The organism is Streptomyces odontomachicola (assembly GCF_039605595.1).
In the GTDB taxonomy this organism is placed as follows: Bacteria; Actinomycetota; Actinomycetes; order Streptomycetales; family Streptomycetaceae; genus Streptomyces.
Genome location: NZ_JBCFOK010000003.1, coordinates 471,337 through 494,271, shown reverse-complemented (window position 1 = coordinate 494,271; position 22,935 = coordinate 471,337). Strand labels below are relative to the sequence as shown.

Annotated in this window: 20 protein-coding genes; 13 read left to right on the top strand and 7 right to left on the bottom strand. The window is 73.8% G+C overall.

Annotated elements, in window-relative coordinates:
* The first annotated feature begins 61 nt into the window (after positions 1–61).
* The 4 genes from ABEE00_RS07425 to ABEE00_RS07410 all read left to right on the top strand — a co-directional run bounded on the left by ABEE00_RS07425 (position 62) and on the right by ABEE00_RS07410 (position 4,643).
* The gene (locus ABEE00_RS07425; RefSeq protein WP_345744458.1) at positions 62–952 is read left to right on the top strand and encodes a 3'(2'),5'-bisphosphate nucleotidase CysQ; all 891 of its coding nucleotides are present in this window, start codon (positions 62–64) and stop codon (positions 950–952) included.
* Entirely contained in the window at positions 949–1,584 is a 636-nt protein-coding gene (locus ABEE00_RS07420; protein WP_345744457.1) for a sulfotransferase family protein, read from the top strand. Before ABEE00_RS07425 ends, ABEE00_RS07420 begins: the two co-directional genes overlap by 4 nt.
* Before the next feature lie 82 nt (positions 1,585–1,666).
* Positions 1,667–3,232 carry a glycosyltransferase family 39 protein gene (locus ABEE00_RS07415; RefSeq protein ID WP_345744456.1) on the top strand — a complete coding sequence of 522 codons (1,566 nt, stop codon included), beginning with the start codon at positions 1,667–1,669 and terminating at the stop codon, positions 3,230–3,232.
* A gap of 202 nt (positions 3,233–3,434) precedes the next feature.
* Positions 3,435–4,643: a hypothetical protein gene (locus tag ABEE00_RS07410; protein WP_345744455.1), complete on the top strand. Its 1,209-nt coding sequence runs from the start codon at positions 3,435–3,437 to the stop codon at positions 4,641–4,643.
* A 79-nt stretch (positions 4,644–4,722) separates the two neighbouring features.
* On the opposite strand, the gene ABEE00_RS07405 is transcribed toward ABEE00_RS07410, so the two are convergent.
* Positions 4,723–5,976 carry a cytochrome P450 gene (locus ABEE00_RS07405; RefSeq protein WP_345744454.1) on the bottom strand — a complete coding sequence of 418 codons (1,254 nt, stop codon included), beginning with the start codon at positions 5,974–5,976 and terminating at the stop codon, positions 4,723–4,725.
* Complete coding sequence (locus ABEE00_RS07400; RefSeq protein ID WP_345744453.1) at positions 5,954–6,619, bottom strand: PadR family transcriptional regulator; 666 nt, start codon at positions 6,617–6,619, stop codon at positions 5,954–5,956. Before ABEE00_RS07400 ends, ABEE00_RS07405 begins: the two co-directional genes overlap by 23 nt.
* A 162-nt stretch (positions 6,620–6,781) precedes the next feature.
* Here ABEE00_RS07400 and ABEE00_RS07395 point away from each other — a divergent pair, with 162 nt between their 5' ends.
* Complete coding sequence (locus tag ABEE00_RS07395; protein ID WP_345744452.1) at positions 6,782–7,507, top strand: response regulator transcription factor; 726 nt, start codon at positions 6,782–6,784, stop codon at positions 7,505–7,507.
* A 60-nt stretch (positions 7,508–7,567) separates the two neighbouring features.
* On the opposite strand, the gene ABEE00_RS07390 is transcribed toward ABEE00_RS07395, so the two are convergent.
* Positions 7,568–9,403 (bottom strand): GAF domain-containing sensor histidine kinase, encoded by a 1,836-nt coding sequence (locus ABEE00_RS07390; protein WP_451918511.1) that lies wholly within the window; start codon positions 9,401–9,403, stop codon positions 7,568–7,570.
* A 274-nt stretch (positions 9,404–9,677) separates the two neighbouring features.
* Here ABEE00_RS07390 and ABEE00_RS07385 point away from each other — a divergent pair, with 274 nt between their 5' ends.
* Together ABEE00_RS07385 and ABEE00_RS07380 are read left to right on the top strand one after the other, a co-directional pair.
* On the top strand, positions 9,678–11,168 hold the full coding sequence (locus ABEE00_RS07385) for an NCS1 family nucleobase:cation symporter-1 (RefSeq protein WP_345744450.1): 1,491 nt from the start codon (positions 9,678–9,680) through the stop codon (positions 11,166–11,168).
* A 68-nt stretch (positions 11,169–11,236) separates the two neighbouring features.
* A complete protein-coding gene (locus ABEE00_RS07380; protein WP_345744449.1) occupies positions 11,237–11,962 on the top strand; it encodes an aspartate/glutamate racemase family protein in 726 nt (241 codons plus the stop codon).
* 25 nt (positions 11,963–11,987) lie between these two features.
* On the opposite strand, the gene ABEE00_RS07375 is transcribed toward ABEE00_RS07380, so the two are convergent.
* Both ABEE00_RS07375 and ABEE00_RS07370 read right to left on the bottom strand, forming a co-directional pair.
* Positions 11,988–13,175 (bottom strand): carboxylate-amine ligase, encoded by a 1,188-nt coding sequence (locus ABEE00_RS07375; protein WP_345744448.1) that lies wholly within the window; start codon positions 13,173–13,175, stop codon positions 11,988–11,990.
* Positions 13,176–13,315: 140 nt separating this feature from the next.
* Positions 13,316–13,951, bottom strand: coding sequence for an NAD(P)-dependent oxidoreductase (locus tag ABEE00_RS07370; RefSeq protein WP_345744447.1), 636 nt, complete (start codon positions 13,949–13,951; stop codon positions 13,316–13,318).
* 171 nt (positions 13,952–14,122) lie between these two features.
* Here ABEE00_RS07370 and ABEE00_RS07365 point away from each other — a divergent pair, with 171 nt between their 5' ends.
* The 3 genes from ABEE00_RS07365 to ABEE00_RS07355 all read left to right on the top strand — a co-directional run bounded on the left by ABEE00_RS07365 (position 14,123) and on the right by ABEE00_RS07355 (position 16,497).
* On the top strand, positions 14,123–15,082 hold the full coding sequence (locus ABEE00_RS07365; protein WP_345744446.1) for an AraC family transcriptional regulator: 960 nt from the start codon (positions 14,123–14,125) through the stop codon (positions 15,080–15,082).
* 85 nt (positions 15,083–15,167) lie between these two features.
* Entirely contained in the window at positions 15,168–15,743 is a 576-nt protein-coding gene (locus ABEE00_RS07360) for a TetR/AcrR family transcriptional regulator (RefSeq protein WP_345744445.1), read from the top strand.
* Between the two features lie 55 nt (positions 15,744–15,798).
* A complete protein-coding gene (locus ABEE00_RS07355) occupies positions 15,799–16,497 on the top strand; it encodes a nitroreductase (RefSeq protein ID WP_345744444.1) in 699 nt (232 codons plus the stop codon).
* A 14-nt stretch (positions 16,498–16,511) separates the two neighbouring features.
* Here ABEE00_RS07355 and ABEE00_RS07350 read toward each other — a convergent pair whose 3' ends face one another.
* Together ABEE00_RS07350 and ABEE00_RS07345 are read right to left on the bottom strand one after the other, a co-directional pair.
* A complete protein-coding gene (locus tag ABEE00_RS07350; RefSeq protein ID WP_345744443.1) occupies positions 16,512–17,213 on the bottom strand; it encodes a response regulator transcription factor in 702 nt (233 codons plus the stop codon).
* A 414-nt stretch (positions 17,214–17,627) separates the two neighbouring features.
* Positions 17,628–18,218, bottom strand: a complete 591-nt coding sequence (locus tag ABEE00_RS07345; RefSeq protein WP_345744442.1) for a LysM peptidoglycan-binding domain-containing protein — start codon at positions 18,216–18,218, stop codon at positions 17,628–17,630.
* Positions 18,219–19,190: 972 nt separating this feature from the next.
* On the opposite strand from ABEE00_RS07345, the gene ABEE00_RS07340 reads away from it, so the two are divergent.
* From ABEE00_RS07340 to ABEE00_RS07330, 3 genes are all read left to right on the top strand, one after another.
* A complete protein-coding gene (locus tag ABEE00_RS07340) occupies positions 19,191–20,336 on the top strand; it encodes an acyl-CoA dehydrogenase family protein (RefSeq protein WP_345744441.1) in 1,146 nt (381 codons plus the stop codon).
* A gap of 209 nt (positions 20,337–20,545) precedes the next feature.
* On the top strand, positions 20,546–21,631 hold the full coding sequence (locus ABEE00_RS07335; RefSeq protein WP_345744440.1) for an SDR family oxidoreductase: 1,086 nt from the start codon (positions 20,546–20,548) through the stop codon (positions 21,629–21,631).
* Positions 21,628–22,935, top strand: coding sequence for an aspartate aminotransferase family protein (locus ABEE00_RS07330; protein WP_345744439.1), 1,308 nt, complete (start codon positions 21,628–21,630; stop codon positions 22,933–22,935). Before ABEE00_RS07335 ends, ABEE00_RS07330 begins: the two co-directional genes overlap by 4 nt.

Below are 22,935 nucleotides of genomic sequence, written 5' to 3'. Positions count from 1 at the left end.
CCGTACGCCCCGCCCCGCCCCCGTACGCCACCACCAGGAACTCCCCCGGAAGGAACCGCCCATGGAGCCCGACCACGCCCTGCCCGACGAGCTCCCGCCGTCCGACGAGCCCTCGTTTGCCGACGACGCCCTGCTGGCCTCCCACCTGGCCGCCGGCGCCGGACGCGTACTCCTGGACCTCAGGCTCGAGCTGGGCTTCGAGGACCCGAAAGAGCTCAAAAGGCTCGGCGACCAGCGCGCCCACGAACATCTCACCGAGGCGCTGCGCCGCCACCGTCCGGCGGACGCCGTGCTCTCCGAGGAGGGCGCGGACGACGAGCGGCGCCTGTCGGCCCCGCGCGTGTGGATCGTCGATCCGCTGGACGGCACGCGGGAGTTCTCCGAGGAGGGGCGCACCGACTGGGCGGTGCACGTGGCCCTGTGGGAGAAGGGGGAGCTGGTGGCCGGGGCCGTGGCGCTGCCCGCGCGCGACACCGTTCTCGGCACGGGCGAACCGCTCCCGCATGCGTCCGCCCGGGCGGACGCCACCCGCACACAGGGCGGTCGCATCCGCCTCGCCGTCAGCCGTAGCAGGCCCCCGCGCCTGACCGCTCCCCTCGCCGCGGCGCTCAACGCCGAGCTGGTGCCCATGGGTTCGGCTGGCGTGAAGATCGCGTCCGTGCTGCTCGGCGAGGCGGACGCCTATGTGCACGCCGGCGGGCAGTACGAGTGGGACTCGGCCGCTCCCGTGGCGGTGGCGGCGGCGCACGGGCTGCACGCCTCGCGCATCGACGGAACACCGCTCACCTACAACAAACAGGGCGCCTGGCTGCCTGACCTGCTCGTATGCCGTCCCGAGCACCGGGACAGGCTGCTCGCCGCCGTCCAGGAGGCCTGCCTCGCAGAGCCAGAGCCAGAGCCAGGGCCCGCGTCAGAGCCAGGGCCCGCGTCAGAGCCGGAGGGAACCGCATGAAGGTCATAGGCGCCGGGTTCGGCCGCACCGGGACACTCTCGGTCAAGGCCGCGCTGGAACAGCTCGGATTCGGTCCCTGCTATCACATGCTGACCGCCTTCGAGCGGCCCGAACACCTCAGGCAGTGGCTGCGGGCGCGGCAGGGCGGCGGCGTCGACTGGGCCGGGCTCTTCTCCGGCTTCGAGGCCACCATGGACTGGCCGGCCTGCGACTTCTGGGAGGAGCTGCTGGCCGCGTTCCCGCAGGCCAAGGTCGTCCTCACGGTGCGCGATCCGGAGCGCTGGTACGAGAGCTTCCGGGCGACCCTCGCCCCGCTGTGGGACGGCGAGGGCGCGGGCGAGGCCCCTGCACCCGAGTTCCGCGCCTATCTGGAGCTGGTGCACCGCATCGCGAGCGACACCTTCGACGGGCGCCTCGACGACAAGGAGCACGTCATCTCCGTGTTCGAGGAGCACAACAGGAGGGTCCGCGAGAAGGTGCCGGCCGAGCGCCTGCTGGTGCACGAAGTCACGGAGGGATGGCAGCCGTTGTGCGACTTCCTCGGCGTGGACGTCCCCGCCGACACCCCGTTCCCCCGCCTGAACGACCGCGAGAGCTTCCAGGAATTGGTGCGCCGGCGCCTGTCGACGTGAACGGGGCCTCGTTACGGGGCGCTGGAAAGGGGACGACGGGCGGGCACGGGACGACGGTGACGGTTGCGGGGAGGGAGCGACGGTGACGTACGCGGCAGCCCGGCACCCGGGCGGGGCGCTCCACCACACGCGCACGCCGTCCCCCTCCCCGCCGCTCCCCCCGTTCGCGCGCCTCCCCGTGCTGGGCCTCGCCGCCGCGTTCGCGCTGGTCCTCCTCGTCACCAGCGGCCGCTTCGCTTACAAGGGCGACGAGCTGTACTTCCTCATCGCCGGGCGGCATCTGAGCTGGGGTTACGCGGACCAGCCGCCGCTCGTCCCGCTGCTCGCCCGCCTCATGGAGACGCTCGCGCCCGGCTCCCCCGTCGTGCTGCGCCTGCCGGTGACACTGGCGGTCCCCCTCGCCGCCGTCGTCACGGCCCTGACCGCGCGGGAATTGGGCGGGGGCAGACGCGCGCAGTTCCTGGCGGCCGCCACGTTCCTCACCGCGCCACAGGTGCTCAATGTCAGCCACAACCTGGTCAAGCGCCCCCTCGAACTGTGCCTCTGCGCGGTCATGCTGTGGCTGCTCGTGCGCTGGGTGCGTGCGCGCGACGACCGGCTCTGGCCGGCGATCGGCCTGGTCACCGCCCTGGCGCTGCAGAACAACTACCTCATCGGCGCCTTCTGGGCCGCCGCGGCTCTGGCGATCGCCGCGACGGGCCCACGTGAGGTCTTCCGCCGCCCGCTGATGTGGGCGGGCGCGGCGATCGTCGCGGTGTCCCTGGTCCCGGGCCTGCTGTGGCAGGCGGCGCACGGCTGGCCGCAGCTCGCCATGGGCTCGGTGATCGGCGCCGAAGTGGCCTCCGAATCGGGCCGGTTGCTGTTCGTTCCGCTGGTGTTCCTGGCCGCGGGGCTGGTCGGTTCGGCGCTGTTCTGTTCCGGACTGTGGTGGCTGCTGCGTTCCCCCGGCCTGCGCCCGTACCGCTTCCTCGGCTGGACCGTCCTCCTGCTCGCCGTCCTCATCTGCGCGGTGAACGGCAAGCGGGACTATCTGGCCGCCATGTCCTTCCCGCTGTGCTGGGCCGTCGCCGCCGTCCAGGTCGAGCGGCACGCCACGGCCCGGCTGTGGCGATGGCTCCCCACCCTCCCGGCGCTCGCCCTCTCGCTGCTGGTGTGCCTGCGCGGACTCCTCCCGTTGCAGGTCGACTGGATGTGGGGCGCCGACCGCTACCTCGTACTGACCCGCGACAGCGACTGGCACGCCCTGTCGGCCGAGGTCGCGGCGGCCTCCCGGGACCTGCCGCCTGACGAGCGGAAACGCACGGTGGTCATCGCCGGGGACTACTGGCGGGCCAGCGCGCTGGAGTGGCTGCGGCCCGAGTACCGCCTGCCGCCGGTGTACGGGGACATGCGCGGCTCCTGGTACTTCGGCACCCCGCCCGCGACCGCCCGCACCGTCGTGTACGTCGGCCCCGTGCCCGGCACGCTGCGGAGACACTGCGGGGAGCTCCGGCGCACGGGGGCCGTCTCGGGCGAGCGCGCGACGACCGCCCCGGGCACGGACGCCGACGCGCCGGTCTCGGTCTGCTCCGACCTGCGCACACCGCTCCCCCAACTCTGGCCAGCGCTGCACCACTTGGAACTGCACGAGAACGGCCGCACGCGATAGCCCGACCCGCACCCCGCAGCACGGCGGGGAACCCGGCGGGAGCCGCGCGCGTTCCGCTGCACGGGCGGCGCACGCGCGTGCCCGGCATGTCCTCCCACCCTCGCCGGGGTTCGGGGACTTCACTGCCCGCGGAAAGGAAGGAGCGGCCGGAGTCCGCCGCCGGACGGGCAGGCGCAGACGTGACCACCGGGCCGCGCAGCACGTGGGGCACACGATCCAGCGCCGTGCCGGGTGGAGCGCTCTCGCAGCGGCGGCGCTCACCGGTCTGCTCACCGCGGGGACGCTGCCCACCGCGGCGACCGAGGCCGCGCCGCGGGCCGGCGGGCGGTACGCCGACGCGCGCTTCCTCGACCTGGACATCGGCGAGGTGGGGCCGCTCGGCACGACCGGTTTCCGCGGCTCGTACGGTTCGGCGCACTCCGAGTCCACCGGACAGGACAGCGCCGACTACCGGGACCCGGACGGGGTGGAGCGGTACGCCAAGACCAGCGGGCAGAAGGTGACCCGCACCTCCTACAACGACGCGCAGCTCACCGCCGACAACTCCCTCACCGGGCTGGACCTGACGCTCGGCGACCCCGCGATCCGGCTGCTCCACATCGGCACGGTGCACACCCACGCGATGTGCGTGCCGGAGCCGTACGGGCCCTACGCGCAGGCGTATGTGCGCACCGACTCCAACACCATCAACGTGCTGGGCCGTCAGGTCCCGGTCGGCACCACCTCCTTGGAGGTCTCCGGCGCCGAGCTGGGGCACCCGGACACGCTGGGCACCAGCACGCTGAAGGTGAGTTACGAGCAGCACGAGGACCCGCCGGGCGGTGCGGCCGTACGGGGCAACGCTGCGACGGCGAGCGTGCGGATCACCGTGACCGGGCAGCTCAGGAACCGGCAGGGCGAAGTCGTGTACGACGGGCCGATCACCTCGATGGAGCTCGGGAAGGTGGAGGCGCGCTGCGGCGAGGACCGGCCGTCGCCCTCGCCGTCGGCGTCCTCCAGCCAGGTCCCGCCTCCGGAGTCCCCCGGGCCCCAGTCACCCGGCCCGACCGACCCGACTCCCGAGCCCAGCGACGAGCCGTCCAGCGAGACACCGGCCCCGACTCCCACGCCGAGTGACACGGAGTCACCGGAGCCCTCGCCGTCCGGGAGCGCGACACCGACGCCCAGCCCGACGCAGACCCCGACTCCGACCCCGAGCAGCACGGGCTCGGAGAGCGTCCCTCCGGCCACCGGCACGCCGAGCACGCCCAGCACGCCGACCGCCCCGAGCACACCGGGGAAGCCGGACAAGCCGGGCCCCTCCCTGCCGGACACCGGGCTCAGCTATCTCGCCGCCGCGCTGCTCGCGGGGCTGCTGGCCTCCGTGGGCCTGGTGCTCCTGTACGTCTCCCGGGGCCGCAGGCCGGAATGAGCGGCACGGGGGCCTCGTACGCGGCGTTCGTGCACCGGTCCCCGCGCGGAATCCCCGTACGCGCGGCCTCGTACGCCGCTCAGTCCCAGCGCACCGGCACCGCGTCCACGCCGCCCGTGACGCGGTCCGAGTGGACCGGGATCTCGTCGACGGGACGCGCCAGGCGCAGCGTCGGGAAGCGGGTGAAGAGGGCGGCGAAGACCGTGCGGAGTTCGATGCGGGCGAGGCTCGCGCCGATGCAGAAGTGCGCGCCGTGGCCGAAGGCCAGGTGCGGGTTGGGCTGGCGGTCCGCGTCGAACTCCTCGGGTGCGTCGAACGCCTCGGGGTCCCGGTTGGCCACGCCCGGCGGGATGAGCACGGCGTCGCCCTCGGGGATCGTCTCGCCGCTTGCCAGGACCACGTCCTCGTGCGCGTACCGGAGGATTCCCAGGCCGCCGGGTGACGCCAGCCGCAGCACCTCCTCGACCGTGCTGTTGACCCGGCCCTCGGGGTCGGCGGTCAGCGCGTCGCGCCGGGCCGTGTCGGTGAGCAGCATGAGGACGCCGAGGTCGATGCGGTTGACGGTGGTCTCGTGCCCGGCGAAGAGGAGCCCCGAGGCGATGCGGGTGAGCTCGTCGTGGCTGAAGATGGGGTCCTCGGCCTGGGCGCGGGCCAGGTCGGTGATGACGTCTTCGCCCGGGTCATCGAGCTTGGCCGCGGCGAGCCGGCCCATGTAGGCGCGGAACTCGTCCATGGCGTCCTGCGCGTCGCTTCCGGTGTCGATGCGGCCGACGCGCTCGGACAGGCCGCGGAAGTAGCCGCGGTCGGCGAAGGGGATGCCGAGCAGTTCGCAGATGACCATCACGGGCAGCGGGAACGACAGGTGCGCGTGCAGGTCGACGGGCTGGTCGGGGGCCTGCGCGCGGGCCGCCTCCATGGCGTCGAGGCAGGCGTCGACCAGCTCCCGCACGTGCTCGCCGAGCAGCCGCATGCGGCGGGCCGAGAACGCGGGGGTCAACAGGGCGCGCATGCGCCGGTGTTCCTCGCGCTCGGTCTCGTGGTCGCCGTTCGGGCCGCCCATGATCGCGGCGTCCGAGACCGCCGCCGCCTCCTCGGGGCGCGGGTGCGAGCGTCCGAGGCGTACGTCGGCGAAGAGCTCGCGCGCCTGGTCGTACCGGGTCACCAGCCAGGCCGTGTCCCCCGCGGGAGTGCGCACCCGCACGAGGGGCGCCTCCCGGCGCAGCACCGAATACAGCGGCGCGAGGTCCACCGCGTCGGGCCGGTCGAAGGGCAGGCGGGGCGCCTGTTCCGTCGCCGGGCCGCGGGTCGTTTCATGATCGAGTACGTCGCTCATGCGGTTCCTCCTCGCCTTCGGGTGGCGCGTGATCGCCTTCGGGTGGTGCGTTGCCGGTGCTCCGTGGGTCGTGCTCCGTGCGGTGTGCGGGCGCTGCGGGGTGCGGGGCGGGGCCGGCGGGGTGCGCGGCGGGACCGGCGTCTTCGACCTGCGCCAACACGCCGTCCAGCCAGCGCAGTTCGCTCCGTACCCGGCGCGTCACCTCGTCCAGCGCGACCCGGTGCCAGGTGCCCTCCTCCTGGGCCTCTCCCAGGGCGGCCACCCGGTCGTGGCGGCTCACCAGCGCGCGCCGGCGGGCGTGCAGGACCTGAGCCTGCTCCCCGGGCTCCAGCCAGCCGAAGTGGCTGAGGCGGGCCAGGAACTCCGCCTCGTCGCCCGCGAGTTCCCCTGGGAGGTCGGCGAGCATGTCGTGGAGGAGTTCGCGGCCGACGTCGGTGATCGTGTAGACGTGCCGGGGCGGGCGTCCTGGAAGCTCCTCGGCCGCCTTGTGCACCGCGCCGGCCTCGGAGAAGCGGCGCAGCGCGGGGTAGAGCGAGTTGTTGGAGAGCGCGAAGCCGCTGCTCTCCTCCACCCGTCTGCGCAACTCGTAGCCGTGCGACGGCCGTTGGGCCAGGTTCGCCAGCAGCACCACGTCCACCCACACCTAAGTCACCGTAACCTAGGGCACGGTGACACACCAGGGTCGGCGGCCGGACGGCTCGTGCGCCAGGGCCGTTCGGCCCTGGCGGGGATCCGTCCGTTCCGGGAGGCTCGTGGGCGGACAGGCACGTGCGTACATGCGGGAGGGGCCGGGATGAGTGCCGGTATGAGTGAGAGCGCACCGGAGTTCTCGGCGCAGAATCCGATCAGGGTCTTCCTGCTCGACGACCACGAGGTGGTACGCCGCGGGCTGGCCGATCTGCTCGGCACCGAGGGCGACATGACGATCGTCGGCGAGGCCGCGGGCGCCGAGCAGGCGCTCGCGCGCATCCCCGCGCTGCGGCCGCATGTGGCGGTGCTGGACGTGCGGCTGCCCGACGGGGACGGGATCTCGGTGTGCCGCGACCTGCGGGCGCGCTTCCCCGAGACCGCCTGCCTGATGCTGACCTCCTTCGACGAGGAGGACGCGCTGCTGGACGCGATCATGGCGGGCGCCGCGGGCTATGTGCTCAAGCAGATCGAGGGCGCCGACATCGTGGCCGCGGTGCGCACCGTGGCGTCGGGGCGCTCGATGCTCGACCCCAACACCACGGCGCGGCTGATGATTTCGCTGCGCCAGGAGCCGGAGGAGGCGCCGCCGGGCGATCCGCGGCTCTCGGCCCTCTCGCCGCGCGAACGCGACATCCTCCAGCTCATCGGCGAGGGCCTGACGAACCGCCAGATCGGCCTGCGGCTCTACCTGTCCGAGAAGACGGTGAAGAACAACATCTCCCGCATCCTCGCCAAGCTGGGCGTCCAGCGCCGCATCCAGGCGGCGGTGCTGGCGCCGCAGCTCGGCGCGTCCGGGGGCGGTGCCGGCGAGGGGTCCGGCGGCGGGTCGCACCGGGGCTGAGCCGCCGGAGCCGACCGGAAGCTTCTGCCTGAGCGGAGCCCGCCCGAGTGAGGCCCGCTCCTACGCGGGATCCTCCGGTCCGCTTCCGCCGAGGGCCGGCGCCCGCCACACCAGCCGCGTACCGGCTCCGGCTCCGCCTCCGTCGGCACTCCCGCCGCCCGCCGTACCACCCGCTGAACCGCCCACCGCGCCGTCCGCCGGGCCGACCTCGAAGGTGCCGCCGCACTGGCGTGCCCGCTCGGCGAGGTTCTTGAGGCCGCTGCGGTGGCCCGGCTCGGGGATGCCGCGCCCGTCGTCGGTGACGGTCAGGGTCAGCTCGCCCCCGGACACGGCCAGGTGTACGTCGACGGAGGACGCCTTCGCGTGGCGCGCCACGTTGCTCAGCGCCTCCTTGAGCACGGCCGTGACGTGGTCGGCGACCTGCCCGGACACCTCGGTCTCCACCAGGCCCTCCACGCGCAGCGCCGGCGGGAAGCCCAGCATCCCCGCCGCCTCCCCCACCGCGGCGGCGACCCGGGAGCGCAGCCCGGTGCTCTCGCCCGCCTCGTGGCTGCGCAGCCCGAAGATCGTGGAGCGGATGATCTTGATGGTGGTGTCGAGGTCGCTGACGGCCCGGGCCAGCCGTTCGGAGAGCTCGGGGTGGCCGGTGAGCCGCTGGGCGCTCTGGAGCGTCATGCCGGTGGCGAAGAGCCGCTGGATGGCCAGATCGTGCAGGTCGCGCGCGATGCGGTCGCGTTCTTCGAGGAGGGCGAGCTGCTCGGCGTCGCGGCGCCGCTCGGCGACCTCCATGGCGAGGGCCACCTGCCCGACGAAGGCGCGCAGCGCGCCGGTCTCCCCCTCGGTGAACGGCAGGCTGCCGACCGCGCGCGCCAGCGCCAGCACGCCCCGCGCCTCCCCGCCCGTACGCATCGGCACGGCCACGGCGGGCCCGAGCCCCTGCCACAGGTGCGGCTCCCCCGCGACCCTTCCGTCGTGCTGGATGTCGGCGCTGGTCACCGGCTCGGAGGTGCGGAAGGCGGCGGACATGAAGCCGTCCTGCCGCGGAAGCGTGATGCCCTGGTGCGCCTCGGCGCCCAGGCCCAGGGCCCGTCCCGTGCGCAGTCCGCCGCCGCCTTCGACGGGAACGGCGACCACGCCCAGGTCGGCCCGTACGCCGTCCATCGCGTGCCGGACGATGAGTTCCAGGACGTCGCCGCGCGGAGCCCCCGACAACAACGCGGCCGTCACCTCACCACCCGCCGCCGCCCAGCGTTCGCGCCGCCGCGCCTCCTCATACAACTGCGCATTCTCGATCGCCACCCCCGCCGCCACCGCCAGCGTCGACAGCACCGCCTCATCCTCGGCGTCGAACTCCTTCGCCCCCCGCTTCTCCGTCAGATAGAAATTCCCGAACACCTCATCCCGCACCCGGATCGGCACCCCGAGAAAGGAGTGCATCGGCGGATGGTTGGGCGGGAAACCGTACGACGCCGGATGCTCCGACAACTCCGAAAGACGCAACGGCTCCGGATGACGGATCAACTCCCCCAGAATCCCGTGCCCGCGCGGCAGATCCCCGATCACCGCCCGCTGCTCCTCACTCACCCCCACCGTCAAAAACTGCGCCAGCTCCTGCTCCTCCCCCACCACGCCCAGCGCCCCGTACTCGGCATCCACCAGCACCACCGCGGCCTCCACGATCTGCCGCAACACCTGCGACACCTCAAGACCCCGGCCAATGGAGAGCACCGCCTCCAACAAACCGTGCAACCGATCCTGCGTCCCCCGCACCGAACGGATGCGCCGCTCCATCTCCTCCAGCAACTCATCCAGGCGTAACCGGGGCACGCCCGTCGCCCCGCCGACCGCGCAGTCCTCACTCACCGATACCCCCACCAATGCCCCGCCGCAGGCCATTCGGGCCCTTGCGGACTCCCCTCACGCAATCCCCCGGGCCACAACGTAACTCCCCAACGCCCCGGGGTCTGAGCCGAGTTCGCGCCCTCGTGTGCGTTGTCCCGTTATGGGCGTGTACGAGGTGGACGAAGCCACGGCGGGGCCCTGCACGACCTGGCCGGACTCCGGTGAGATCGCACAAGGGCGGCTATTGACCGGCGCCGTTGCGCCTCCGTAGATTCCCGTTCCGCTAGAAGGACACTGCGTTTCACATGATGGAAACCTGGAGAGCCTGATGACTGCCGTCCACGATCAGTCTCCGGCGGGTACGAACAGCACGCACCCTCCCACGAGCCCCGATCTCTACAGCTACGACCTCGCCCCGACGAAACGGGAAGGCCGCAGGTGGGGCGCCTACAACGTCTTCACCCTGTGGGGCAACGACGTACACAGCCTGGGCAATTACGCCTTCGCCATCGGGCTGTTCGCGCTGGGGATGAGCGTCTGGGACATCCTGCTGTCCTTCGTGCTCGCCTCGGCGCTGCTGTTCCTCCTGCTGACCCTCTCCGGGTACATGGGGCACAAAACCGGTGTCCCCTTCCCCGTGATGAGCCGGATCTCCTTCGGCATCAAGGGCGCGCAGATACCCGCCGTGGTGCGCGGCGCCGTGGCCATCGCGTGGTTCGGCATCCAGACGTATCTGGCCGCGAACGTGCTGCGTACGCTGCTCAAGGCGATGTTCCCCGGGCTGGCCTCACTGGACGGCAACTCGCTGCTCGGGCTCTCCACGCTCGGCTGGATCACCTTCCTCGCGCTGTGGGCGCTCCAGGTGCTGCTCGTGAGCTACGGGATGCACGTCATCCGGCGGTACATGGCCTTCGCGGCGCCGACGATCCTCATCACCATGACCGTGCTGGCGGTCTGGATGTTCTTCCGCTCCGGCGGCTCGATCGCGATGTCCACCGGGCACGCGCCCACCGGCGGCGCGAAGTTCCTGCACATCTTCGAGAACGCGGCGCTCTGGGTCGTCATCTACGGCACCTTCGTGCTCAACTTCTGCGACTTCACGCGCTCCGCCAAGAGCCGCGGCGCCATCGTGCGCGGCAATCTGATCGGCATCCCGGTCAACATGCTCTTCTTCGCGGGCATCGTGGTGGTGCTCAGCGGCGCGCAGTTCAAGCTCAACGGCAAGGTCATCACGAGCCCCACCGACATCGTGCAGACCGTCCCCAACATGGTGCTGCTGGCCGCCGCCTCGCTGGCCCTGATCGTGCTCACCGTGGCCGTGAACCTGCTGGCCAACTTCGTCGCGCCGATCTACGTCCTGGTCAACCTCTTCCCGCGGAAGCTCAACTTCCGCAGGGCCGGGCTGGTCAGCGCCATCATCGGGCTGGTCATCCTGCCGTGGAACCTCTACAACAACCCGACGGTGGTCAACTACTTCCTCGGCGGCTTGGGCGCCCTGCTGGGACCGGTGTTCGGCGTGGTCATGGCCGACTACTGGCTGATCCGCAAGACCCGGGTGAACGTCCCCGCGCTCTACACCCAGGACCCCGAGGCCGACTACTTCTACCGCGGCGGCTTCAACGTCCGGGCCATCGGCGCCTTCGTGCCGGCCGCCGTCATCGCCGTGGTGATCGCCCTGGTGCCGTTCTTCAGCACCGTCTCCGGGTTCTCCTGGTTCTTCGGCGCCGGGATCGCCGCGCTCGTCTACCTGGCCGTCGCCGACCGCGACCGCCCGGCCCAGGACGTGGACGGCGAGCCCCTCGCGGTCGCCGCCGAGTGAGCCAGGGCCCTGCGACACCGGCCACCACCCCGCACCACCCTCCGCACCACTCTCCCGAAAGCCGAGCCATGCGCATTCTCGTCGTCAACGTCAACACCACCGAGGCCATCACCAAGGGCATCGGCGAACAGGCCGCGGCCGTGGCCTCGCCCGGCACCGAGATCGTGCCGCTCACGCCGAAGTTCGGCGCGGAGTCGGTGGAGGGCAACTACGAGAGCTACCTCGCCGCGATCGCGGTCATGGAGACCGTCCGCTCCTACCCCGAGCCCTTCGACGCGGTGATCCAGGCCGGGTACGGGGAGCACGGCAGGGAGGGCCTGCAGGAGCTGCTCGACGTGCCGGTCGTGGACATCACCGAGGCGGCGGCGACCACCGCGCAGTTCCTCGGCCACAAATACTCCGTGGTCACCAGCCTCGATCGCACCGTCCCGCTCATCGAGGACCGCCTCAAGCTCGCGGGCCTGACCGACCGCTGCGCGAGCGTGCGCGCCAGCGGCCTCGCGGTGCTCGACCTGGAGCGGGACCCGCGGGCGGCCGTCGAGGCCATCGCCGAGCAGGCCGTGCGCGCGGTCGAGGACGACAGGGCCGAGGTCGTCTGCCTGGGCTGCGGCGGCATGGCGGGCCTCGACGAGCGCGTGGTGGAGCGCACCGGCGTACCCGTGGTCGACGGCGTGAGCGCCGCGGTCACCATCGCCGAGTCGCTGGTGCGCCTGGGGCTGAGGACCTCCAAGGTGCGCACGTACGCGTCCCCGCGCCCCAAGACGATCGCCAACTGGCCGCCGCAGCAGGGCTGATGGGGCCGTACGTGGGAGGGCACCGCTAACCCACCGCGGTGTCCTCCCACGGCGAGTGCGCGACCGGCACGGCCAGCGCGTCCACCGCGTCCTCCAGCCGCCTCGCGGTGTGGAAGGCCGCGCGCTGGCGGGCAGCCCCTGTGCCCTGCTCGCCCAGATACCGGAGCCAGCCGCGTACCCGCCGGTCGTCGCCCGTCGCGGTGAGCTGCTCGTCGAGGAGGCCGGCCAGCGCGTCCGCCAGGTGCCTGGCCGGTACGAGGCGGGGCGCGGCGGTCGCGGGGAGCGCGAGCACCTGACCCTGCAGGCCCTCGCGGGCCGAGCGCCACAGCGCCGCGCGCAGCACGGCGTCCTCGACGGGCACGGCGCGCCGCCCGCGGCGCACCTCGGCGACCGCCGCGCTCACCAGGGCGCGGACCAGCGCCGCGAAGGCGACGGTCTCCTCGACGCCGGGCATCACGTCGGCGACCCGCACCTCGATGGTGGGGACATGGCGGGAGGGCCGGACGCCCCAGTAGACCATCCCCGTGTCCAGGGCGGCGCCGCTGTCGACCAGGGCTTCGGTGAGCTGCCGGTAGTGCGCGGCGGAGCGCAGGTACGGGGGTGGCGCTGCGGTCGGCCAGCGGTCCCACAGCATGGTGCGCCAGCTCGCGTGGCCGGTGTCGCGGCCCTGGCAGTAGGGCGAGTTGGCGGTGAGCGCCAGCAGCAGCGGCGTCCACGGCCGCAGGTGGTTGACCACCTGCACGGCCTCGTCGACGTCCGGTACGCCGATGTGCACGTGGCAGGCGTTGGCGCACATCCCGTGGATGAGCGCCCCGTACCGGTCGGCTATGCGGTGGTAGCGGGGCTTGTCCGTCACGGGCGGCGGTCCCGCCTCGCCGAGCGGCGCGGTGCCGGAGGCCACCAGCACGCAGCCGTGCTCGCGCGCGGCGCGGGCCGCGCAGCTCCGTAACCGCTGTAATTCCGCGCGCAGTTGGGCGGCGTCGGCGCACACCGCGCTGACGGTCTCCACCTGGGCGCGGGACATCTCGGCGACCACGTGCCCGGGGCCCGCGAGCCGCTGCGCCTCGGCCACCACGGCAGGGGCCACGGCGGCGGGCCGCCTGGTGACGGCGTCGGCGAGCAGGAACTCCTCCTCCACGCCGAGGGTCGGCCCGCCGTGGCCGATCCGGTCCGTGCCGAGGGGTTCCGTGCCGCCGGTTGTGGAGTCCGCCATGCCGCCTCCCGAATCCGCGCACCGCGTGCTCTGCGTGCTCGCGGCCAGGTCTCCCATGTTCAGCGACGGGAGGACCTGACGCACCGTCGCCGCAGGACGAGGATGCGGGCACGACGGGCGCGCGGGGCCCTGGGACCGCCTCAGTACGCGACCGAGAACCGCTGCCGGGGGTGCGCGTTCCCCTCCAGCTCGTCGACGAACGCGATGGCGTAGTCCTCGGCGCTGATGCGGCTGTTGCCGTCCGCGTCGGTCAGCAGCTCGTCGCCGCCGAGCCTGAAGGTGCCGGTGCGCTCGCCGGGGCCGATCTCCGCGGCGGGCGAGAGGTAGGTCCACTGCGGGTCCTCCACGCCGCGGTAGAACTCCAGCACCTCCCCCTGCGCCCGCGCCTCGCCCTCGTACGCGGCGGGGAAGCCGGGGGTGTCGACCAGCGCGGTGCCGGGCGCGGCCAGCAGGCTCCCGGCGCCGCCCACCACCGCGAGGCGCCCGACGCCGGCGCGGCGCACGCCCTCGGTCAGCGTCCTGTTCACGGCGAGGAACAGCGCGCGCGGGTCGGAGCCGTCGCGCGGCGGGGCGAGCGCGGAGGCCACCACGTCGTGGCCCTCGGCGAGTTCGGCCACCCGCGCGGGGTCGGCGGCGTCGCCGGAGAGCGCGGTCACGCCCTCCAGCGGGGCCTTGCCCGACCGGCTCACGGCGGTGACCTGGTGGCCGCGGCTCTTCGCCTCGGCCGCGATGCGGCTGCCGACCATTCCGGTGGCGCCGAACAGCAGAATCTTCACGGGTGGCTCCTCGTGTACGCAGGTATTGCGCAGATATGGGGTGTGCATTTCCGTCACCGCGCCTCCCGGAGGTCCGGCGCGAACCCGGCTGCTTCCTGCCGCTGAGCTGCGGTGACGCTCTCCACGTTAGGGCGCCCCACCACGGGTTCCCCGGTACGCTGGCGACTCACCATGGTGAAAAACCGACACCCGCGCCGTCCCTCCCCGATTCCCGAGGTCTCCTTCGCGCCGCCGCCCGGCACCCCTGCGGGGATCGAGGTGATGTCGCTGGAGACGCTGCGCGCACGGGTGCCCGGCGGGCGGATGCCCGATGCACCGCAGCGCCCGGACTTCCACCACCTGCTCACGCTCTCCTCCGGGACACTCCGGCACACCGTGGACTTCGACGCCTGCGAGCTGCGCCCCGGCGACTGGCTGTGGGTGCGCCCTGGACAGGTGCAGCAGTGGGCGGGGCCGCTGGCCTGCGAGGGCACGTTCGTGCTGTTCGAGCCCGGCTTCCTCGACCAGGAGACCGCGGCGGCCGCGCGCCTGGACACCTCCTGGGGCAGCCCGCCCGTGCTGCGCCCCGAGGGCGCGCGCCGCGAGGCGCTCGGCTCGGCGGCGGCGCTGCTGGCGGCGGAGTTCGCGCTGCCCACGGCCGAGGCACCCGCGCCGGCCACGCACGCCGCCGTGCTCAGGCACCTGCTGTCCGCGCTGGCCCTGCGGCTGGACTGGCCGGCGCCGCGGGTGCCCGAGGAGGGCGCTACCGACGGCCCGTACGGCACCTATCTGCGCTTCCGCGCGGCCGTCGAGCGGGACTTCGCGCGCACACGCCGCGTCGAGGACTACGCGCGGGAACTGGGTTACGCGCCGCGCACCCTGGCCCGTGCCGCGTACGCCGCGGAGCGGGTCGGCGCGAAGGAACTCATCGACCGGCGCGTCCTGTTGGAGGCCAAGCGGCTCCTCGCGCACAGCGCGCTGCCGGCCGCCGCGGTCGCCCGCCGCCTCGGCTTCCGCGACGCCGCGAACTTCTCCGCCTACTTCGCCAAGGGCACCGGCACCTCCCCCGCCGCCTTCCGCGCCTCCGTACGCGGCACCGCGCCCGCTCCAAGCCACGACGGCCCCAGCCAAGGGGAGACGGGCGGGCGTTGACGCCCCGCGTACCGATCGGTACGGTACGGGCACACGAGGCGTACCGAACGGTACGCACACGCGAAGCACCAGAAGGGGCGGCGGCATGGAGGAAGCGCGGACACCGGCCGGGCAGCGGGTGTGGGACACCGCCTGCGAGCTCTTCTACAGGGAGGGCATCCGCGCGGTCGGCGTCGCCGAGATCGCGGAGCGGTCGGGCGTCGGCAAGCCGAGCATCTACCGCAGCTTCGAGTCCAAGGACCGGCTCGCCGTCACCTACGTACAGGCCCAGGCGCAGCCGCCGCGCGCCTGGCTGGAGGAGGCGTGCGAAGCCTGTCCCGGCGATCCGCGCGGGCAGCTGCGGCACGCCGTCGGCGCGATCGCGCGGCGGATCTCCGAACCGGGCTTCCGCGGCTGCCCGTTGGCCAACGCCTGCGTCGAGTTCCCCGACAGGGAGCACCCGGTGCACCAGGCGGCAGGTGAACTCAAGGCCGCGTACCTGGAGATGTGGACCGAGCTGATCGCGCCGCTCCCGGTGCGCGACCCGGCGGGCCTCGCGTACCTGCTCCAGATGCTCGTCGAGGGCGCCAACGTGACCACCCAGATCTTCTCGGCCGAGCGCTCGGCGCCCGCGCTCGAGGACGCGGCCGAGCGCCTGGTCGACTCCTTCCTGGAGCGCTAGCCCCGGGACCGCCCCCTTCACACACCATTCCCACCGCACGAGAAACGGGACCCCCATGTCCACCGCCCTCTCCCCCACCCCTGCCCTGCGCGAGCACGCGGAGCGGCTGATACGCGGCCGCCGCGCGGTGCGCGCCTTCCGGCCCGAGCCCGTTCCGGAGGAGACGCTGCGCGCCGTGTTCTCGCTCGCGGGCGCGGCGCCCTCCAACTCCAACACCCAGCCCTGGTGCGTCGAGGTGGTCAGCGGCGCGGCCAGGGACCGGCTCGGCGCCGCGCTGCGCACGGCACACCGCGCCGGGCACAGGACGCCGGACTTCCCCTACGACGACGGCATGTACACGGCCGTACACCAGGAGCGGCGCAGGGCCGCGGGCGCGGCGATGTACGGCGCGCTGGGCATCGGGCGCGAGGACCACGCGGCGCGCGCCGCGTACGACGAGGAGAGCCTGGACTTCTACGGCGCCCCGCACGTCGCCCTGCTCTTCCTGCCGGGGACCGCCGAGGAGCGGATGTCCGCCGACGCCGGGATGTACGGGCAGACCCTGCTCCTCGCGCTGACCGCGTACGGCCTGGCGAGCTGCCCGCAGGGGATGCTCAGCTTCTACGCGGAGACCGTGCGGGAGACGCTGGGCGTGCCGGACGACCGCAAGCTGCTCTTCGGCGTCTCCTTCGGCCACCCGGATCCGGACGCGCCGGTGAACGGGATCAGCGTGCCGCGCGCGGAGCTGAGCGAGACGACCCGCTTCATCTCGTAGGCCGGGCAGGGGGTTCAGGCTCCTGGCACCGACAGGCGGAAGCCCACCCCGCGCACGGCCTGTATCCACTGGCGGTGGCCCAGCTTGGTGCGCAGGGTACCGACGTGGACGTCGAGGGTGCGGGTGGAGCCGTACCAGTTGGCGTCCCACACCTCGTTGATCAGGTCCTCGCGCAGCCGCACCGCTCCCGCGTCCGCCATCAGCGCGGCCAGCAGGTCGAACTCGCGGCGCGTGAGCGCGAGTTGCCGCCCGCCCACGGTGGCCTGGCGGGCGCGCAGGTCCAGCACCAGCGGACCGAAGCGGCTGGTCTCGCCGCCCGCGGCGCGCGCCCGCGCCTCCGCCATCTCGGCGCAGTGCCGGTTGCCGTGCACGCGACGGCACACCGCCTCCATGCGGGCCACCAGTTCGCGGATGCGGTAGGGCTTGACGACGTAGTCGTCCGCGCCGTCGCGCAGCAGGAGCACCCGGTCCAGCTCGGCCTCGCGGCCCGTGACCACGATGACCGGCACGTCCGAGTGCTCCCGCAGCCGCCTGCACACCTCGTGCCCGTCCAGGTCGGGCAGGCCGAGGTCCAGCAGCACGAAGTCGCTGTCGGGCGCGAGGGCCAGGGCCCGTTCGCCCTCCTCGACGTGCCGCACCTCGTGCCCGTACCGGCGCAGCGCCTCCCCCAGCAGCTTCGCCACGGTCTCGTCGTCCTCCACCACCAACACGCGCATGCGTACCCCCGCTGCCCCCGTCGCCGCCCGCTCTCCCGACAGGCCGGGCGGGGCGGCGCTCGCTTTGAGCCTAGGGGCTCCTCAGGGAGCCGCCACGAAGGCTGCGGAGCACACACGGATTGCTCGACGGCCGGAAAACCGCCGGAAACCGGCGCGGGCGCGCGCCGCGTGTCGCACGCCACTCCCCGGGACGCCTTGGCCCCCGCTTCCGCCGCCGGCGCCGTGGACGCGCGCGGGACGCGATACAGGTCATGCCGCGTACGGGCTGCGGGGTACGGAGTGCGTAGCGTGCCCGCGCCCGCCGCGTACGACCCTCGTGTACGCGGCGGGCGCGGGCCCTCCTCCGGCCGGTGGGCCCGTCAGCCGGCCGATCGGCCAGCCCCCTCCCCGGCCCCCGGTCGGTCCTCCGGATGCTCAGCCGTGGCCGAGGGTGAGGCGGGTTCCCGGCATCACCAGGGCCGGATTCCCGCCGATCGCCGCGCGGTTGAGGCGGTAGAGCCGGGGCCAGCTCGTGCCGTGCACGGCCGCGATGGCGCTGAGGGTGTCACCGCTGCGGATGCGGTAGACGCCTCCGGAGCCCGTACGCCGCGGGGTCGCCTGGCGGATCTCCGGGGCGGGGCGCGGCGCCGAGCGGACCGCCGTGCGTTCCCGGGGCGGGTCGGCCGGCGCGGCGCGCGAGCCCATGGCGCGAGCCGAGCACACCGGCCAGGCGCCCCAGCCCTGGCGGGCCAGCACCCGTTCGGCGACGGCGATCTGCTGCGCCCTGCTGGCCTGCGCGGCGCGCGGGGCGTAGGCGCCGCCGCCGTACGCGCGCCAGGTGCCGGCGTTGAACTGCAGCCCTCCCGAATAGCCGTTGCCCGTCTCGGTGCTCCAGTTGCCGCCGCTCTCGCAGGCGGCGACCCGGTCCCAGGCGCCGCCGCCGGCGGCCTGCGCCGGCGCCGCGGCCAGCGCCGGCAGTCCGCCCGTCACCGCCAGTACGGCGCCGATGGCGGTCGCCCGCCGCATGCGGCGGCCTCGGTTGTCGTCACGCCCGGCACCTTCCACCGGTACCACCGGCCGGAAAGCATTCATGGCTATTCTCCCCTCGCATCGCTCCGCATTCCCTGTCGTCACCGCGGTGGTCCCCCGGTGAATCCGCCCCGGAATGCGGGCTGTTCGGAATTCGGCTGGTCCGGCCGCGCCGGAATGCGCGGCGGCGATACGGCCGTACGGCACACCGGGTGTGTGCCGCCTGGCCGTATGCCGTCCGGAATTCCGGCGCGGATCAGGCGAGTAAGAGAAGAGCACGCGGCCGGGAGGCACCGGCAGAGCGCGCGGGGGCGCCGTGCTTCCGCCGCTCCGCTCCGCCGACGCCGGGATTCCGGTTCCGTGCACCCGCGGTGCGCCCCGTGCGGCAAGGGGGCGCACCGTCGCATCACGCCTCCGTACGACGCCGCTCCGGTGCGGGGTCCGTGCGAGGGCGCGCGGTGCGCGGCGGAAGCGGGGCTGACACCGGCCGGACGCAAAGATTCCTCCACGGCCGCATAGCCGCCGGGCACGGGCACGCGGCGCGGGGCGGTGCGACGGCGCGCACGCGCAGCTCCGCTGCGGCCTTGGCCCGTACCGCGACGCTGTGTCACCGTGCGCCGGTCCTCCACCCGCCGGCCCGCACCGCTGCCCCGGTGGCCAGTCCGCTACGCGGCCGTGCGTACGCCGCGCCATCCCGACCCGGGCCCGCGGACGCTCCGTTGAAGCCTTGCGCAAGGTTGCGTGCTGCCGGATTCCTTACCGGGCACTGCACTCGCGCTGCATGGCTGCTGAACCTGCGGTTCCTAGGGTTGCTCGGCATGAACCGGGAGTGCGCCCGGCGCCGGAAGCGGCGGGCGGCACCCGGGCCCCCGCCGGGGACCGCAAGGGGGAACCGGTGCCCGGCGGGCGGCGCCGATCCGGTGAACGCCACCGAGTTCGGTACGGGGACCGACAGGGGGAGGGTGCCCGATGGGACCGCGGTATCTGGAAGAGGAACGCGGCCTGCTGGAACAGGTCATGCCGGGCCTGGACGCATGCCTGGCCGAGACGCCGCTCGCCGAGCTGGAGCGCCCGGGCGGCCCGGCCCTCGCGGCGTTCCGCGCTGCGGGCGGACCCGCGCTGCTGGTGCCCGCGGTGCACGGGGGCGCGGGTGCGGGGCTGCTCACCGCGGTGCGGGTGCAGCGGGCCGTGGGGTCCCGTTCGCCGTCGCTGGCGGTGGGCACCACGATGCACCACTTCTCCGTGGCCTCCCTCGCGGAGGCAGCGGCGGCGAGCGACGGCATGGAGTGGCTGCTGCTCGCCGCGATCGCCCGCGAGAACCTGCTGCTGGCCTCCGGCTTCGCCGAGGGCGACCCGGGCCGGGGCATCCTCACGCCCTCGCTCACCGCACGCGTCGAGGACGGCAAGATCTGGCTGAGCGGCGCCAAGAAGCCCTGCAGCCTGGCCCGTTCGATGGACCTGCTCACCGCGTCCGTTGCGCTGCCCGAGCCGGACGGGTCCAGCCGCCTCGCGGTGGCGCTGGTGCCGGCAGCGGCGGCGGGCCTGACGGTCAGGCCGTTCTGGAACAGCCCCGTGCTGGCCGGCGCGGAGAGCGAGGAGGTCGTCCTGGAGGACGTGGAGGTGCCAGCCGATCTGGTGGTGCGCACCGAGGTCACCCGCGACGGGCGGCTCGACCGGCTCCAGACCGCCGGCTTCGTGTGGTTCGAGGCGCTGATGACCGCGAGCTATCTCGGGGTGGCATCGGCCCTGGTGGAACGGGTGCTCGCCGCGCCGCGCGCCGAGGCGTCCGTACGCGCCGAAGCGGCGACCGCCGTGCACGGAGCGGTCCTCGCGCTGGAGGGCCTGGCCCGCACCGTGGACGCCGCGGGCGACGCGGCGCCGGACGACAGGACCCTGGCCGACGCCCTCGTGTGCCGCTACACCGCGCAGCACGTGATCGCCCGGGTCGCCGGCGAGTGCGCCGAGGCGCTGGGCGGCATGGCGTTCGTGTCCTCGGGCGACGTCGCCGCGCTGCACGCCGCCTGCCGCGCGCTCGCCTTCCACCCGCCGTCACGCGCGAAGATGGGCGAGGCATTGGCAGGGCATTTCAACGGGGGCCCGCTGCGTATCGGTTGAGGAGCGCGCGGGCGCCGCACGACGGGGTGCGGCGCCGCGCGGGAATTCACCCTCCGACTCCTACGGCATTTCCGCCGCCGTGCGTCGCTGCCCTGACGCCATTTCGGCCCTACCGCCATTACGGGACACCGGAATTCCCGTACTCCCGACCTTCCTTCTCTTTTCGCACACTCTCTTTCCGCACACCGCCTTCGTGAGGTGACACCACCGTGCCCACCCATCCGACCGTTCTGCTCACCGGGGGCTCCGGCGTGCTCGGCACAGCCCTGCTGCCCGAGCTGGCGTACTGCCGCCCCCTCGCGCTGACCCACAGCGCGCCGTGTCCCGGCGCCGCCGAACAGGTGCCGGGCGATCTGACCGCGCCCCGCCTGGGCCTGGACGCGGGCACGTACGCCGCGCTCGCCGCGCGGGTCGACGTGGTCGTGCACACCGCGGCCGAGACCGGCTTCTCCAGCGGCGCCGCGGCCTCGCACCGCCTCAACGTGGGCGGCACGCGGCGGCTGCTGGACTTCGTGTCCGACGCGGGCGCGCGGCTGTGCCACGTCTCCACCTCCTTCGTGGCGCGCCGCGAGCTGACCCGCGCCGGGCTCGGGCGCGCCGCGGGCGACGCGCTCGCGCGGCCCGAGGACTACATCGACTCCAAGCGCGCCGGCGAGGCCGAGGTGCGCGCGAGCGGGCTGCCCGCGGTGATCGTCCGGCCCTCGGTGATCATCGGCGACGCGGCGAGCGGGCGGATCTCCGCGTTCCAGGGGCTGCACGCGGTCATCGACGCGCTGTTGCGCGGGATGCTGCCGCTGATGCCGGTGCCGGGGCACTCGCGGGTGGACTTCGTCCCGTGCGACGTGGTGGCGCGGGTCGTCAGGGACCTCGTCGACCAGGGCGTTCCCACCGGCGAGATGTGGGCGACGGCGGGCGACAGCGCGGTGACCGTCGAGCGCTTCCTGGAGCTCACGGCGGCGACCGCACGGGAGTTGGGGATTCCTCCGCACGTCCCGCGGATGGTCGGCCAGGACATGATCGACCGCCTGATCCGGCCGGTGTTCATCAGCACCCTGCGGCCCGGGGTGCGCCGGAGGTTCGACGACATGCTCGCCATGACCGCGCTGTTCGCGGGGGCCGGTCCGTTCCCGTGCAGCCTGGGGCGGCCGCCGGTGGCCGAGCCCGCGCCGACCCCGTACGCGGTCGAGGTTGCGTACGCGCACACCGTCCGGCACTTCGCCCGCGCGCGGAATCTCGTACGGGAGAACGCGGCTGCCCATCGGGCGGACCCTGGCCGGGAGTTGATGGCCGGATGAGCGCCACAGGCACCCCCGGAACGGACACCGCGGCCGTGCTCGACGCGTACCGGCGGCACCTCAGCCGCGGGCGCGCGCGGCTCGCGGCGATGACCGGCGCGGCGACGGAGATCCTGTCGGAGGGAACCCGGGTGTGGGGCGCCGACGGCAAGGAGTATCTGGACTGCTCCGGTTACGGCGTCTTCCTGCTCGGCCACCGGCACCCGCGCGTCGTGGAGGCCGTGGTCGCGCAGATACACCGCCATCCGCTGGCCACCCGCATCCTGCTGGAGCCCGTCGCGGCACGCGCGGCCACGGCCCTGGCGCAGGTGACGCCCACGGGCCTGGACCGGGTGCACTTCGTGAACTCCGGCGCCGAGGCCACCGAGACCGCGCTCAAGCTCGCCCGCGCGCACGGCAAGCGACGCCTGGTCTCCGCCCACGGCGGCTACCACGGCAAGACCACGGGAGCGCTGGCGGTGACCGCCGAGCCCCTCTATCAGGACCCCTTCCGCCCGCTGCTCCCCGCCGAGCATGTGCCGTACGGGGACGCCGCCGCGCTGGACACGGCCCTGCGGGAGGGTCCCGAAGCGTGCGTGGTGCTCGAACCCGTGCAGGGCGAGGGCGGCGTCGTCCTGCCCCCGGCCGGATACCTGCGCGCGGTACGGGAGTCGTGCACCGAGCACGGCGCGCTGTTCGTGCTGGACGAGATCCAGACGGGGCTCGGCCGCCTGGGCACCTGGTGGGGAGCGGACGCCGAGGGCGTGCGGCCCGACGTGCTGCTGGTCGGCAAGAACCTCTCGGGCGGCGTGGTGCCGGTCGCCGCCGCGGTGGCCACCGAGGAGGCGTACGCGCCCTTCGACCGCGACCCGTTCCTGCACACCTCGACCTTCGCCGCGGCGCCCATCGCCATGGCGGCGGCCGAGGCGGCGGTGACCGCGATCGCGCAGGAGGGACTCGTCCGGCGCGCCGCCGAACTCGGCCCCGTGCTCCTGGACATGCTGCACCGCGCGCTCGCGCCGCTGGCCGGACACGCGGTCGTCGCCATACGCGGCCGCGGCCTGCTCCTGGGCGTCGAGCTGGCCGACGCGGGGCTGGCAGGCGAGCTGTTCCTGCGGCTGATGGACCACGGCGTGCTGGTCAACCACTCGCTCAACGCCCACCGCGTGCTGCGGTTCACCCCGCCGGCGCTGCTCACCCCGCGCGACCTGGACACGCTCGGCGGAGCCCTCACGGCGGCTGCCGAGTCGCTGGCCTCCGACCTGCCGGACTCCCCCGCGCACGCTGCCCGTTCGACCGCTCCATCCTTACCGAAGGGACCCTGA